Raw genomic sequence first — 13,352 nt, 5'->3', positions numbered from 1 at the left:
TTTCACGCGTTACAGTGGCCCGGAACCGAGGAGATGACGTGGAACAGGTCGATGCCCCCCCGCCCCTGACCGGCGTGACCCCCTATCTCAGCATCGCCTCGCGCGGCGGCCAGGCGGCGGTCGAACTGTATTCCCGGGCCTTCGGAGCGGTCGAGGTTCGACGCATGCTGGCCGAGGACGGTGAACGGCTGGTCCATTCGCACCTGCGCATCAACGGCTGCAGTGTCATGCTGTCCGACGAATTCCCCGAGTACGGGATGGAGGCCGATGTCGTGCCCAAGGGGGTGACCCTGCACCTGCAGGTCGATGACGCCGATGAATGGTGGGCGCGGGCCATCGTCGCCGGCTGCGTGCCGATCCAGCCGCTGGCCGACCAGTTCTGGGGCGACCGATACGGTCAGGTGAAGGATCCGTTCGGCCACTGCTGGTCGATCGGATCTCCGATCAAGGCGCCCAAGGCGGAAGCCTAGCCGGAATAGCCCACCCGGCCGGTCATCACCCGGCCTTGCCGCTGGATGGTGACCTCGGACCCTCGCGCGCCCCGGCGGACGGCGGCGATATCGCGCACTGGTCGGCCGTCGATCTGGGTCACCACGTCGCCGGGCTGGAAGCCGTTGGCGCGGGCCGCAGTGCGGCCTCCGACATTGGTGACGATGGCTCCGCTGGCGAAGGGATCGCCGCCCAGACGGTCGGCGAGCGCGGGGTTCAGCACAGCGATCTCGGCGCCCGCGAACGGGCCCTGCTGGATGATCTCGCCATTGCCCCTGGCGTCGCCGGGAAGCGGCTGGACGCGGGCGTTGAGGGTCTGGCTGCGGCCGTCGCGCAGGACGGTCACGGCGACCGACTCGTTCGGGCTCCTGGTGCCGACGCGGAAGTTCAGACCGGCCTGGTCGTGGACCTCGGCGCCGTCTATGGCGGTGATGACGTCGCCCTGACGCAGGCCGCCGCGTGCGCCGGGACCACCGTCGTAGAGGTCCGTGACAATCAGCCCCTGGGGCCGCGCCATGCCCAGCGACCGGGCGATCTCGGACGAGACCGTGTCGCCCTTCACGCCGAGCCAGGGCCGCACGACCGCCGTCTCGCCGCCGAGGGCGGAATCGACCACGCGGCGGACCATGGAGGCGGGCACGGCGAAGCCCACGCCCGCGGACGAGCCCGAGCGCGAGAAGATGGCCGTGTTGATGCCGATGACGTCGCCGTCCATGTCGACCAGAGGCCCGCCGGAGTTGCCCGGGTTGATGGCCGCGTCGGTCTGGATGAAGGAGCCGCTATCCGAGATGCCGGTCTCGGTCCGGTTCAGGGCCGAAATGATGCCGTTGGTGACGGTCTGGCCGACGCCGAACGGATTGCCGATGGCCAGGACCAGGTCGCCGACCTCCTGTTCCTCGCGATCATCGATGGCGAGGACGGGGAGTTGTTCAGTCACGCCCTGAAGCTGGAGCACCGCGATGTCGGAGCGTTCGTCGGCGAGGATGACCTCGGCCGGATATTCGCGGCGGTCGTTGAGGACGACCCGGATCTGGGTCGCGCCCTGGATGACGTGGTTGTTGGTCACCACAATGCCGTCGGAGCGGATGATGACGCCGGAGCCCGCAGATTCCGCCACCCGCTGCTGGGGCATGCCGCCGCCGAAGAACTGGAAGAAGGGATCGGCCTGGACCCGCTGGATCGAGCGGGCCGAGATATTGACCACGGCCGGAGCCGCCTCGCGCACCACGGGGGCGAAGCTCTGCTTCATGGTGGAGGCGTCGGTCGGGGTCTGGCGGTCCGTGGGCTCGGCGAAGACGCCGTCCTGGGCCTTGGTGGAATTGGCGTTGCCACAGGCGGCCAGCGTCAGGGCCGCCGCGAGGGCGATCATCGAGGTCTTCATTGCAGTCCGGGAGTCAGCCATGGTCAGGATCCTATATCTGTCCCGCTTTCGGGCTGGATCAAGGCGTGGCGGCCCGTCTCTTGTCGCCCCTTCAGGACAGCCGGTCGCGGAAGTCCGGATAGTCGAACTGGCGGACCAGTCGCAGCGCGTCCGTCTCGGAGTTCCACAGGGCGATGGCCGGCAGGGGGACGCCGTTGAAGGTCGTGGTCTTGACCATCGAATAGTGGGCCTGGTCGAGGAAGGCGATGCGGGTTCCCGCCGTCGGCAGCGTGGCGAACCGGTAGTCGCCGATGATGTCCCCGGCCAGGCAGGACGGCCCGCCGAGGCGGAAGGCGACACCCTCCTCCGTCTCGCCCAGCATCGCCGGCCGGTAGGGCGCCTCGATGACGTCGGGCATGTGGCAGGTCGCGGAGATGTCGGTAATGGCGACCGGCAGGCTGTTGTCGAAGGTGTCGAGGACCTCGCCGACCAGGATGCCGGCGTCGAGCGCGATGGCCTCGCCGGGTTCGATATAGACCTCGATGCCGTGGCGTTCACCGATGGTCTTGAGGAAGGCGCCGAGGCCGTCGCGATCGTAGTCGGCGCGGGTGATATGGTGTCCGCCGCCGAGGTTCAGCCATTTCAGCGAGGCGAGCGCGTCCGCGATCTTCGGCTCCAGCGAGGTCCAGATGCGCTGCAGCGGCTCGAACCCTTGTTCGCACAGGGCGTGGAGATGCAGGCCGTCGACGCCGTCCAGATGTTCGGGCTTTAGCTGCGACACCGGGAATCCGAGGCGCGATCCGAACTGGCAGGGATCGTATTTGGCGACCTCGGCCTCGGAGTGTTCCGGGTTGAGGCGAAGGCCGATGTCGAAGGTCTCGCCGGCCGCGCGGGCATCCGCGATCAGGTCGGCGAATCGGGCGATCTGGGCCGGGGTATTGAAGATCACCGAATCCGACAGGCGCAGGATTTCCGGCAGATCCGCGGGCTTGTAGGCCGGGGAGTAGGTGGTCAGGTGTCCCTTGTAGAACTCCCGGGCCAGCCGCGCCTCCCACAGGCCGGAGGCGCAGACGCCGTCCAGATACTCCTCCACCAGATCGGCCACCGACCACATCGAAAAGGCTTTCAGCGCCAGCAGGACCCGTGCGCCACCGTCCGCCCCGACGCCCTTCAGGATCGACAGGTTGCGACGCACCGCCGCCTCGTCGACGACGAAACAGGGCGACGGCACGCGGCCGAGATCGAAGCGGGCGAAGGCGCCGGGACCGCCCGCCTTCGTTTCCATGGCGCCGGAAGGCGTGTGCATCGGACTGTCCCCGTCAGAACGCGAGAGGCGCGTCCAGCTCCTGGACCTTCCAGGGCAGGCCGTGCCTGTTCAGCATGTCCATGAAGGGATCGGGATCCAGCTGCTCCATGTTGACCACGCCCGCGCCCTTCCAGGCGCCGGTCAGGATCATGGCGGCGCCGATCATGGCGGGGACGCCGGTGGTGTAGCTGACGGCCTGGTTGCCGGTCTCGGCATAGGCCTCTTCGTGGTCGCAGACGTTGTTGACGTAGACCGTCTTCTGCACGCCGTCCTTCAGGCCGGTGGCGATGGTGCCGATGTTGGTCTTGCCCTTGGTGAGCGGACCCAAAGACGACGGTTCCGGCAGGAGGGCCTTAAGGAACTCGATCGGAATGATCTCGCGGCCCTGGAACATCATCGGCTCGATCGAGGTCATGCCGATGTTCTCGAGCACCTCGAGATGCTTCAGATAGGAGTCGCCGAAGGTCATCCAGAAGCGGATGCGGCTGATCTCCGGGTAGAATTTCGCCAGCGATTCCAGCTCCTCATGGTACATGAGGTACATGTTCTTTTCGCCGACCTGGTCGAAGTCGAACACCTGTTTGTGCGTCAGGGCCGGGCCCTCGACCCACTGGCCGTCTTCCCAGTGACGCGACGGGGCGGTCACTTCGCGCAGGTTGATCTCGGGATTGAAGTTGGTCGCGAACGGCAGGCCGGTATCGCCGCCGTTGCAGTCCAGGATGTCGAGCGTCTCGATCGAATCCAGCAGATGCTTCTTCGTGTACGTCGTGAACACCGAGGTCACGCCGGGGTCGAAACCCGAGCCCAGCAGGGCCATCAGACCGGCCTCCCTGAAGCGGTCCTGATAGGCCCACTGCCATTTGTATTCGAACTTCGCTTCATCGCGCGGCTCGTAGTTGGCGGTGTCCATATAGTGGACCCCGGCCGCGAGGCAGGCGTCCATGATGTTCAGGTCCTGGTATGGCAGGGCCAGATTGACCACGAGCGTGGGCTGCACGGCCTTGATCAGGGCCGTTGTCGCGGCCACGTCGTCGGCGTCGATGGCCGCCGTGTCGATGGTGACGCCGGTGCGTTCCTTCACCGAGACGGCGATGGCGTCGCATTTGGACTTCGTCCGCGAGGCCAAGGTTATGTGCGAAAAGATGTCGGCGTTCATCGCCATCTTGTGGACGGCGACGGAGCCAACGCCCCCCGCCCCGATTACGAGAACCCTGCTCATCTCATGCACTCCTGAAGTCTGCACCGCCTGAAACCCGTCACATCGACGCGTTGGGAGGGGGTCCTATACGAGGATGGCGTTTCTAGTAACCGTGCGCGTTCCTGTTTTGCGTCGGCAGACGGTCTATCGCGACCCCGAGGGGTGAAATCCGGTCCGCCGAACCTGTCGGAAGCTTAATCCTCCACACGCTTGCCGTGCGGGATTGGCCGGGCGATGGTCGGGCATGACCGCAGTGATCGAAACCCGGAACCTGACCAAGACCTACGGCGCAGTCCGCGCGCTGGACGGGCTCAGCCTGACCATTCCGCGCGGCGGGGTGTACGGCGTGCTCGGGCCGAACGGCGCCGGCAAGTCGACCCTGTTCCGCATCCTTCTGGGCCTGATCCGGCCGACCGACGGCGAGGCCACGGTCATGGGCGGGCGCATCGGCGACGTCGCGGCGTCACGCCGCATGGGCTCGATGATCGAGACGCCGCGTTTCCCGCCCTTCATGACGGCGCGGCAGGTGCTGGTCTGGCTGTCCGCAGCCCACGGCCTGAAACCCGATGCCGCCCGTGTCGCCGGATGGCTGGAACGCGTCGGCCTGACCGAGGCCGCCGATCGCAAGGTGCGGGGCTTTTCCGTCGGCATGCTGCAGCGGCTCGGCGTCGCCGCCGCGCTGATCACCGAGCCGGAGCTCGTCATCCTCGATGAACCGACCAGCGGCATGGATCCGCCCGGCATCCAGGAAATGCGCGCCCTGATCCGCTCCCTGTCCGAGAAGGACGGCATCACCGTGGTCCTGGCCAGCCATCAGTTGCTGGAGGTCCAGCGCGTCTGCGACCGCGTCGCCATCATGAACCGGGGCAAGCTGGTCCGCGAAGGCCTGGTCTCGGAACTGACCGCCTCGGGCGAGCGACTGCGCCTGTCGGTGACGCCGATCTCGAAGACGCTGGAGATCGTGTCCAGCCTGCCGGGCGCCTCGGGCGTGCTGGAAGGCGACGCCGTCATGGCCACCCTTTCCCGCGCCGACGTGCCCGGTCTGCTGCGCGCCCTGGTCCAGGGCGGCGTCGACATCGACGAGGCCCGCTGGATCGGCGCCGATCTGGAGAGCGTCTTCATGAGCGAGACCGGCTCCGTGCAACACCCGGAGAGAGTCATTCAGGAGGTGGGCCATGCTCGCTGATTCCGTCCTCTCCGAATTCTATCGCCTGATGCGGAACCGCATGGCGGTGTTCTGGTCCGTCCTGTTCGTTCCGCTTCTGTTCGTAGCGGGCGGCATCGTCTTCCACCTCGTGACCAAGTCGCGCATGGAAGAGATGACGGGTGACCTGTCGGCCACCGGCATAGCGGCGACAGTGCAGGCCAAAGCCGCCGAGGATCTCGGCCAGGATCTGCTGAAGATCGCCGGCATCACGGCGAACGGCGCGATCCTGGTTTTCATGCTGATCGGCGCCTCGACCCTCTATGCGGGGGATTACCGCTGGGAGACCTGGCGCCTGACGAGCGCCCGCAACAGCCGGATCAATCTGATCCTCGGCAAGGTCGGCGTGTTCAAGATCCTGACCCTGATCGCCATCGCGGTTTTCATCGTCGCAGGCCTGATCTTCGCGATCTCCGGCGCCTTGATCAACGGCACCGGCTTCGCCTTCACCTTCGACGGCGCCGACGCCGGATCGTTCGCCCTCACCCTGCTGCTCAGCTACATCCGCATCATCCAGTACGCGATGATCGCCCTGTTGGCGGCGGTCATGACGCGGTCGCTGCTGGCCGCCCTGTTCGTGCCGGTGGTTCTGGGCTTCGCCCAGACCCTTCTTGGCGGACCAGGTCTGGCCCTGCTCGGCTGGGAGCCGACGGGCTGGCCGGCGCAGCTGCTGTTGCCGGGCCTGGCCTTCGACACCCTGAAGGCGGTCGTCGGTCCGGACGGGGCACCTGCGGGCATGCCCGACGGCATGGTGATCAAGGCCCTTGTCAGCCTCGCCTTGTGGACGCTGGCCCCGCTGGCGGGCGCCATCGCCTGGTTCAACCGGCAGGACCTGTCGAAGGAATAGGCGGCCCCGGACTGATCGACCCTTCCGCCACCAACCAGTCGCGGAAGGCGTCGACCGAGGCGTCGGTTCGCCCCTCGGGCCTGAGAAAGACGAACTTCGAGGGCCGCTCGGCGAAGCCGAAGGGTGCGACCAGCCGGCCCGCCATGATATCCGGCGCCACGAAGGCCCAGGGCGCGATGGCGGCGCCCATGCCGGCGGCGGCGGCCTCGACCATCGAGTTGTTGTGCTGGAATTCCCGTTCCTGAGGGGCCGGCGGCAAGGGCACCCCGACCAATTCGCTCCAGACGGCCCAGCTCTCACGGAAGGTCGAGGCATGCAGACGCGGCAGCCGACCGAGGGCCTCGAAGGTCATGCCGGGCGGGGTGACGGCCGGGGCCCCGACCGGCCCCTGATACTGGGGCAGGAAGGGCGTGATCTCCTGCCGTTTCGCCTCCTGACCCGGATTGAAGATTCGAATGGCGCCGTCCAGCCGGCCACGGGCGAAGTCGACGGCGGCATAGGATTCCGAAACCTTCACCCGGATCTCGGGATGAAGGGCCATGAACCCGGGCAGGCGCGGAATCAGCCATTTCAAGGCGAAGGTGCCGAGGCAGGAAATCTCGATCTCGCGCCGATCATCAAGGCGGGCAGCCTCGACGGCGTCCGTGATGGTCGCGAAGGCGCCCGAAAGCCGCGCCGCCAGTTCGGCCCCGGCCGGTGTCAGCGTCAGCCGATGACGCGGCCCGGCCACCAGGAAGACGCCGAGGTGGTCCTGAAGCGCCGCGACCTGGCGGCTGACCGCGCCGTGGGTGACGCAGAGCTCAGTGGCGGCGGCTGTCATCCCGCCATGACGTGCGAAGGCCTCAAAGGCACGAAGGGCGCTAAGCGGCGGCGGGGCGGCGGACTTCATGTGATCTCAGCTCACAGACTGCCGCCCGTTTAATCGATTTCGGCGCGGAGGCAATTCGGGTTGAACCTGATCGATGCCGCTGTTCGACAAAGACCCGCCCCCGCCCCGCCGGACCCTCTGGGACCACCTCCTCTATGTCACCGCCGCCGTCGCCATCTGGGCGGCCGTCCTCTACTGCGCGCTCGGGTGAGTCGGGGCGGTCCGCAAGCGCGGCCCGCCCCGGTTAGTCCTAGAACGAACGGCGCAGCGTCAGGCCCATAGTACGCGGCGCTCCCACCGAATAGCCGAGGCGCGCCCGGCCGCCGCGTTCGCGGTCAAACGACAGCAGAGGGTTCTCGTCGAAGGCGTTGTTCAGATAGACGACCGCCTCCACGCCGTTGTCGAACTCCACGCCGGCGGCGATGTTGAACAGCTCGTAGCTCGGCAGTTCCAGATCGACGATAGTGGCCCGCGTGCCCGTCGCCCCGCCGAACGGCAGGCCGGAGGTGAAAGAGCGTGGATTGTTCTCCTGGTCACTGGCCTGGGTGTAGCGGCTTCCGACATGCTGGAACGAGGCCGTGACATAGGCCGGCATGCCACCGGCCAGATTGAAGCTGTAGGTGGCATTCAGAGCCAGCTGAAGCTCCGGCACCGACGGCAGGCGGTTGCCCTCACGGATGCCGCCGATCACGGCGCCCGTGCCGTCGCGGACGGTCGAATCGAACTCGGCCTGGACGAAGCTGCCCGAGAAGCCGACCTCCAAATTGTCGCTCAGCAGGGTCGAGAGTTCCAGTTCGACCCCGGCGGTGTGGGCCTCAGGCACGTTGAACACGATCCGCGAGGAGCAGGAGCCGGCGTCCAGCGTGGTCTGCAGATTCTCGATATCGGTGTAGAAGATTGCCGAGTTCAGGGTCACGGCGCCGAAGCGCGACTTCACCCCCGCCTCGTAGTTCCACAGGGTTTCATCCTCATAGGCCTGGAAACCGCCGAAGATGGCGCGATCCGAAGGCGAGCAGAGGGGAACGTTGAGTGGATCGTTGACTCCGCCAAGGCGGAAGCCCTGAGCCGCCTGGGCGTTGAGGGTGACGTTCTCGGAGGCTTCGTAGCTGACCAGGATCCGCGGAGTGAACCCGTTGGACTCGGTCGTATCGGTGCGTCGGTCGCCGTTGGCGAACAGTCCACCGGAGGTGAAGCTGCGCGTTTCGGAGAAGTCGTAGAACCGGCCGCCACCGGTGACGGTCAGCTGGCCGAAGTCATAGCTGGCCTCGCCGAACACGGCCATCTGTTCGATGTCATAGGGCAGGAAGGCGTTGTACGGCGAGTTCAGACCGAAGCCGTTACGAACCGAGGCCGAAGTCCCCGCGCCCAGAGCCGTGTCCGTGGCGGTGTCATATCCCGGTGTCGGCAGGGTCTGCTCATAGACGCGATCGACCTGGGAATAAAAGGCGCCGACCAGCCACTGGAAGGCGCCGTCGCCGGTTGAGGCTATGCGCAGTTCCTGAGACTTCTGCTCAAGCTCCGTGGTGTCGCGCAGATTGGAAGGCAGGAGTACGGCGGCGGACGGGAACCCGAGGTCCACCGACACCGAACCCGTCAAGGCGCTGGCGTCGCGGCTGACCAGGATGTCGCGGTTGATGTAGCTGGTGACCGAGGTCAGCTCGACCCCGCCGAAATCGACACTGGCCGTCAGGTCGGCGAGGAAGGTCTCATCATTGAACGACTCGTCCAGCAGCAGGAACTGCTCGCGTTCGTCGAAGGCAACGGCCGGACGGGTGGTGGTGAACGGATTGGCGAAGATGTTGAACACCTCCTGCCGGTTAAAGCCGCCGGTCTCGATCTCCTGATAGACTAGGCGCGGCATAATCGAGATGGAGTCGTTGGGCTGCAACAGCAGGCTGATGCGCCCGCCCGTCCGGCTGCCGTCGTTGATGTTGTTCTCGATCGCGCCGCCCTGGCGCCGGGCATCGATGAAGCCGGCGTATTCGGTATGATAACCCACGATCCGAAGCGCGGCGGTATCGCCGAGCGGCAGATTAATCGCGCCCTTCAGATGGCCGCCGCCGTCATCTTCCTCGACGACGTTGACGTTGGCCTCGAGCAGGCCTTCTGTCACGCCCAGGATGGGCTGGTTGGTGATGTAGCGCACCGTGCCGCCCACCGATCCGGAGCCGAACAGCGTCCCCTGGGGACCGCGCAGCGTCTCGACCCGGTTCAGGTCGAACAGGTCCAGGTCCGGGGTGAACAGCGACAGCGAGATCACGCTTTCGTCCAGATAGACGCCCACCTGCTCCTTCACGCCCGGCTGGTCGCGCACGACCTGGCCAGCGGAAACGCCGCGCACAGACACCTGGCTCTGACCCGGCCCAAGATTCTGGATCGACAGGCCCGCCACGTTCCGGGACAGGTCCTCCAGCGTCACCGCGCCGGATCGCTGGATGTCCTCCTGGGTCTGGGCATTGATCGAGAAGGGCACGTCCTGGATCGTCGAGGCACGTTTGGTGCCGGTTACGATGATCTCGTCCAGATTCGTGGCGTCCTGGCCGTCCTGGGCCATGGCGGCGCCGGAAGAGGTCGCCAAGGCGAGAGCGCAGGCCGCCGTCAGCAGCCTGGATCGCGTCATAGTCCTGGTTGAAAATGCGAGCACTGGAGCCTCCCTGAGTTTTTTTGTTGTCGGCAAGCTATGCCGCAAGCGGGGGAGTCGCCCACAGGCAAGATCCTGTCGAACGCGAATTTTCGAGCGGCGTCGTCGTTTTGTCACAAGGAAACGGTGTCAGTCCTCGTCGGGCGCGCCGAGGGGGAAATAGCTCCGATACGGCCTGGCCTCATCGAGCGCCCGCGCGTAGGACGGCCGCGCCAGCAGGCGACGACGATAGGCCCACAGATGGACGTGGTCCTTCGGAATCGCGTGAGTCCAGTGGGCGTACAGCAGGCCCGGCGCGGCGCCGCAGTCGGCCAGGGTGAAGACCTCGCCCGCCGCCCATTTCCGGTCGGCCATGACGGCGTCAAGCCAGGCGTAGGCGATCTCCAGCTTCTTGCGCGCATCGGCGTCGGCCAGGGGATCGCGGTCCGCCTCCGGCCGCAGGGCGTTGTAGATGAGCCTCTGTTGATGGGCCTGGATGTGGTTGTCGAACACCCGGTCCATGAACCGCACCTCCAGCGCCAGATCGGGATCGGAGGGGATCATCGGGGTCGCCGGCTCGAGCTGGTCCAGCCGCTCGATGATGATCGAGGTCTCGGCGAAGTGACGATCGCCGTCCTTCAGCACCGGAAACTGCCCGAACGGCCACAGGGCGCGGAGTTCGGCCATGGCCCCCTCGCTCTCCAGCATCCGCTGCTCGAACGGCAGATCCTTCTCGTAGAAGGCGACGAGGGCCTTCTGGCAGTAGGAGGAGAAGGGGTGGCTGTAGAGGATCAGGCTCACAGGCGCTTCTCCATCCAGACATTGCAGCGGGCGTAGGGGGTCGGCTGCGGCGGCAGGTCGACGAAGCCGAACCGGTTGTACAGGGCGATGGCGTGGGTCTGGGAGCTGTTGGTCTCCAGGTAGAGGCGCGGCGCGCCGGCGGCGCGGGCGTGGACCTCGCAGGCGTCGAGCAGGCTGCGGCCGAGACCCATACCTTGGGCTGAAGCCGCGACCGCCATCTTGCCGACCTCGTAGCCGCCATCCGGCATGAGCATCAGGGAACAACAGCCGACCGCCTCGCCGTCCCGCTCGGCAATGAAGATGACCCCGCCCTTCGACAGGATCGAGCCGTCCGGATCGTCGAGCACCAGCCGGTCCTTGGCCTCGAGCGCATAACCGCCGGCCAGGATCCAGTATTCGTTGAGCGTGATCCAGGCGGCGGCATGGTCGGGGCGGTAGGGGACGATTGCGATGTTCATCGACGTCACCGTGCACCGGCAAGCGAGAAAGCAAAAGGGCGGCCCGATCGCTCGGGCCGCCCTTTCAATAGCTCAACCGTGGCGCCGAAGCTTACGCTTCGTCGTCGCCCTCGATCGCATAGACCGGACCGGAGTCCTGGCCCTTGGCGTCGACGTCGCGATCGACGAACTCGATCACGGCCATCGGGGCGTTGTCGCCGTGGCGATACCCGGCCTTCATGATGCGGATGTAGCCGCCGTTCCGTTCGGCGTAGCGCGGGCCGATCGTTTCAAACAGCTTGCCGACCTGGGTCACGTCACGGACGTGGCTGATGGCCTGACGACGGGCGTGCAGGTCGCCCTTCTTGCCGAGGGTGACCAGCTTTTCGACGAAGGGGCGAAGCTCCTTGGCCTTGGGCAGGGTGGTCGTGATCTGCTCGTGCTTGATCAGCGACGCAGCCATGTTGGCGAACATGGCGGTCCGGTGGCTGGCCGTGCGGCCGAGCTTGCGATAGGCGGCGCCGTGGCGCATCGGGGTCTCTCCTACTCCGGCCCGGGTTTCCCTCTTCAGGGACCTTGGACCGCATTCATTCTAACCGCTCCGATGACCAACAATCGGTCCGGGCGGAGGGTTGAAACTAGATCTGGTCGTCGAACTTCTTGGCCAGGTCTTCGATGTTCTCCGGGGGCCAGTTCGGCACATCCATGCCGAGCGACAGACCCATGGAGGTCAGCACTTCCTTGATCTCGTTCAGCGACTTGCGGCCGAAGTTCGGGGTGCGAAGCATTTCGCCCTCGGTCTTCTGGATCAGGTCGCCGATGTATACGATGTTGTCGTTCTTCAGGCAGTTGGCCGAACGGACCGACAGTTCCAGCTCGTCGACCTTCTTCAGCAGCGCCGGGTTGAACGGCAGATCGGGCTTGCCGTCCGTCGCTTCCACAGCCTTCTTCGGCTCGTCGAAGGTGATGAAGATCTGCAGCTGATCCTGCAGGATGCGCGAGGCATAGGCCACGGCGTCCACAGGCGACACGGCGCCGTTGGTTTCGACTTCCAGCACCAGCTTGTCATAGTCCAGCGACTGGCCCTGACGGGTCGGCTCGACGCGATAGGCGACGCGCTTGACCGGCGAATACAGGGCGTCGACGGCGATCAGGCCGATCGGCGCGTCTTCCGGACGGTTGAACTCCGACGCGACATAGCCCTTGCCGTTCTGGACGGTCAGTTCCATGCGGATCGAAGCGCCGTCATCCAGGGTGCAGATCACGTGGTTCGGGTTCAGCACCTCGATGTCCGCGGGGACGTCGATCTGGCCGGCGGTCACAGGGCCGGGGCCCGTGGCGCGCAGGGTCATGCGCTTGGGGCCTTCGGCGTGCATGCGCAGCGCCAGTTGCTTGATGTTCAGCACGATGTCGACGACGTCTTCACGGACGCCTTCCAGCGACGAGAATTCGTGCACGACGCCGTCGATCTGAATGGCGGTAACGGCCGCGCCTTGCAGCGACGACAGGAGGACGCGGCGCAGGGCGTTGCCGAGCGTCACGCCGAAACCGCGTTCCAGAGGCTCGGCCACCAGACGGGCTTTGCGTTGGGCGTCCGAGCCGAGCTCGATCTGCGGCTTCTCGGGACGAATCAGTTCTTGCCAGTTTCGTTCGATCATGGGTGTCCCTCGAATGGAGTTCGCCGGCCCCTCGCTCCTCGTCAGGTGCGTACAGGGCCGGCGGAGAATAGGGTCGGCGGCGGCGGTCGGGTTCGCTTAGACGCGGCGGCGCTTGGGCGGACGGCAACCGTTGTGCGGCATCGGCGTGACGTCGCGAATGGTGGTGATGGTCAGGCCGACCGACTGCAGGGCGCGGAGCGCGGACTCACGGCCGGAACCCGGACCCGAGACGTTGACTTCCAGCGTCTTGACGCCGTGTTCCTGGGCCTTCTTGCCGGCGTCTTCGGCAGCCATCTGGGCGGCGTAAGGGGTCGATTTGCGCGAACCCTTGAAGCCCATGTGACCCGCCGACGACCACGAGATCGCGTTGCCCTGGGCATCGGTGATCGTGATCATGGTGTTGTTGAACGAAGAGTTCACGTGGGCGACGCCCGAGGTGATGTTCTTGCGCTCGCGCTTCTTTACGCGACCCGGTTCCTTGGCCATGTGTCTGTCTTACTTCTTCTTGCCGGCGATCGGCTTGGCGGGACCCTTGCGGGTGCGGGCGTTGGTGTGGGTGCGCTG

13 protein-coding genes and 1 pseudogene are annotated in these 13,352 nt (G+C 66.1%); 3 read left to right on the top strand and 11 right to left on the bottom strand.

Annotated elements, in window-relative coordinates; genetic code table 11:
* Positions 1-38 precede the first annotated feature (38 nt).
* Positions 39-470 (top strand): VOC family protein, encoded by a 432-nt coding sequence (locus tag RMO01_RS02350; protein ID WP_309627442.1) that lies wholly within the window; start codon positions 39-41, stop codon positions 468-470.
* Here RMO01_RS02350 and RMO01_RS02345 read toward each other — a convergent pair.
* The 3 genes from RMO01_RS02345 to RMO01_RS02335 all read right to left on the bottom strand — a co-directional run bounded on the left by RMO01_RS02345 (position 467) and on the right by RMO01_RS02335 (position 4,374).
* Positions 467-1,870 carry a Do family serine endopeptidase gene (locus tag RMO01_RS02345; RefSeq protein WP_309627466.1) on the bottom strand — a complete coding sequence of 468 codons (1,404 nt, stop codon included), beginning with the start codon at positions 1,868-1,870 and terminating at the stop codon, positions 467-469. The genes RMO01_RS02350 and RMO01_RS02345 overlap by 4 nt on opposite strands.
* A gap of 91 nt (positions 1,871-1,961) precedes the next feature.
* On the bottom strand, positions 1,962-3,155 hold the full coding sequence (locus tag RMO01_RS02340) for a carboxynorspermidine decarboxylase (protein ID WP_309627441.1): 1,194 nt from the start codon (positions 3,153-3,155) through the stop codon (positions 1,962-1,964).
* A 13-nt stretch (positions 3,156-3,168) separates the two neighbouring features.
* Positions 3,169-4,374, bottom strand: coding sequence for a saccharopine dehydrogenase family protein (locus RMO01_RS02335; RefSeq protein ID WP_309627440.1), 1,206 nt, complete (start codon positions 4,372-4,374; stop codon positions 3,169-3,171).
* 223 nt (positions 4,375-4,597) lie between these two features.
* On the opposite strand from RMO01_RS02335, the gene RMO01_RS02330 reads away from it, so the two are divergent.
* Both RMO01_RS02330 and RMO01_RS02325 read left to right on the top strand, forming a co-directional pair.
* Positions 4,598-5,539 (top strand): ABC transporter ATP-binding protein, encoded by a 942-nt coding sequence (locus RMO01_RS02330; protein WP_309627439.1) that lies wholly within the window; start codon positions 4,598-4,600, stop codon positions 5,537-5,539.
* On the top strand, positions 5,529-6,404 hold the full coding sequence (locus RMO01_RS02325) for an ABC transporter permease subunit (protein ID WP_309627438.1): 876 nt from the start codon (positions 5,529-5,531) through the stop codon (positions 6,402-6,404). Before RMO01_RS02330 ends, RMO01_RS02325 begins: the two co-directional genes overlap by 11 nt.
* Here the strand turns inward: RMO01_RS02325 and RMO01_RS02320 are convergent.
* The 8 genes and pseudogenes from RMO01_RS02320 to RMO01_RS02285 all read right to left on the bottom strand — a co-directional run.
* The gene (locus RMO01_RS02320; RefSeq protein ID WP_309627437.1) at positions 6,376-7,293 is read right to left on the bottom strand and encodes a LysR substrate-binding domain-containing protein; all 918 of its coding nucleotides are present in this window, start codon (positions 7,291-7,293) and stop codon (positions 6,376-6,378) included. The genes RMO01_RS02325 and RMO01_RS02320 overlap by 29 nt on opposite strands.
* A gap of 229 nt (positions 7,294-7,522) precedes the next feature.
* Entirely contained in the window at positions 7,523-9,892 is a 2,370-nt protein-coding gene (locus tag RMO01_RS02315; protein WP_309627436.1) for a TonB-dependent receptor, read from the bottom strand.
* A gap of 150 nt (positions 9,893-10,042) precedes the next feature.
* Positions 10,043-10,693, bottom strand: coding sequence for a glutathione S-transferase family protein (locus RMO01_RS02310; RefSeq protein ID WP_309627435.1), 651 nt, complete (start codon positions 10,691-10,693; stop codon positions 10,043-10,045).
* The gene (locus RMO01_RS02305) at positions 10,690-11,151 is read right to left on the bottom strand and encodes a GNAT family N-acetyltransferase (protein WP_309627434.1); all 462 of its coding nucleotides are present in this window, start codon (positions 11,149-11,151) and stop codon (positions 10,690-10,692) included. Before RMO01_RS02305 ends, RMO01_RS02310 begins: the two co-directional genes overlap by 4 nt.
* Before the next feature lie 91 nt (positions 11,152-11,242).
* Entirely contained in the window at positions 11,243-11,662 is a 420-nt protein-coding gene (gene rplQ / locus RMO01_RS02300; RefSeq protein WP_298163210.1) for a 50S ribosomal protein L17, read from the bottom strand.
* Between the two features lie 106 nt (positions 11,663-11,768).
* Positions 11,769-12,788 carry a DNA-directed RNA polymerase subunit alpha gene (locus RMO01_RS02295; RefSeq protein ID WP_309627433.1) on the bottom strand — a complete coding sequence of 340 codons (1,020 nt, stop codon included), beginning with the start codon at positions 12,786-12,788 and terminating at the stop codon, positions 11,769-11,771.
* Positions 12,789-12,884: 96 nt separating this feature from the next.
* Positions 12,885-13,274 (bottom strand): 30S ribosomal protein S11, encoded by a 390-nt coding sequence (gene rpsK, locus RMO01_RS02290; RefSeq protein ID WP_201102828.1) that lies wholly within the window; start codon positions 13,272-13,274, stop codon positions 12,885-12,887.
* 9 nt (positions 13,275-13,283) lie between these two features.
* Positions 13,284-13,352, bottom strand: a pseudogene (locus RMO01_RS02285) (30S ribosomal protein S13); the annotation flags it as partial.

The organism is Brevundimonas sp. (assembly GCF_031412435.1).
In the GTDB taxonomy this organism is placed as follows: domain Bacteria; phylum Pseudomonadota; class Alphaproteobacteria; order Caulobacterales; family Caulobacteraceae; genus Brevundimonas.
This window is presented reverse-complemented; position numbering and strand designations above follow the sequence as displayed.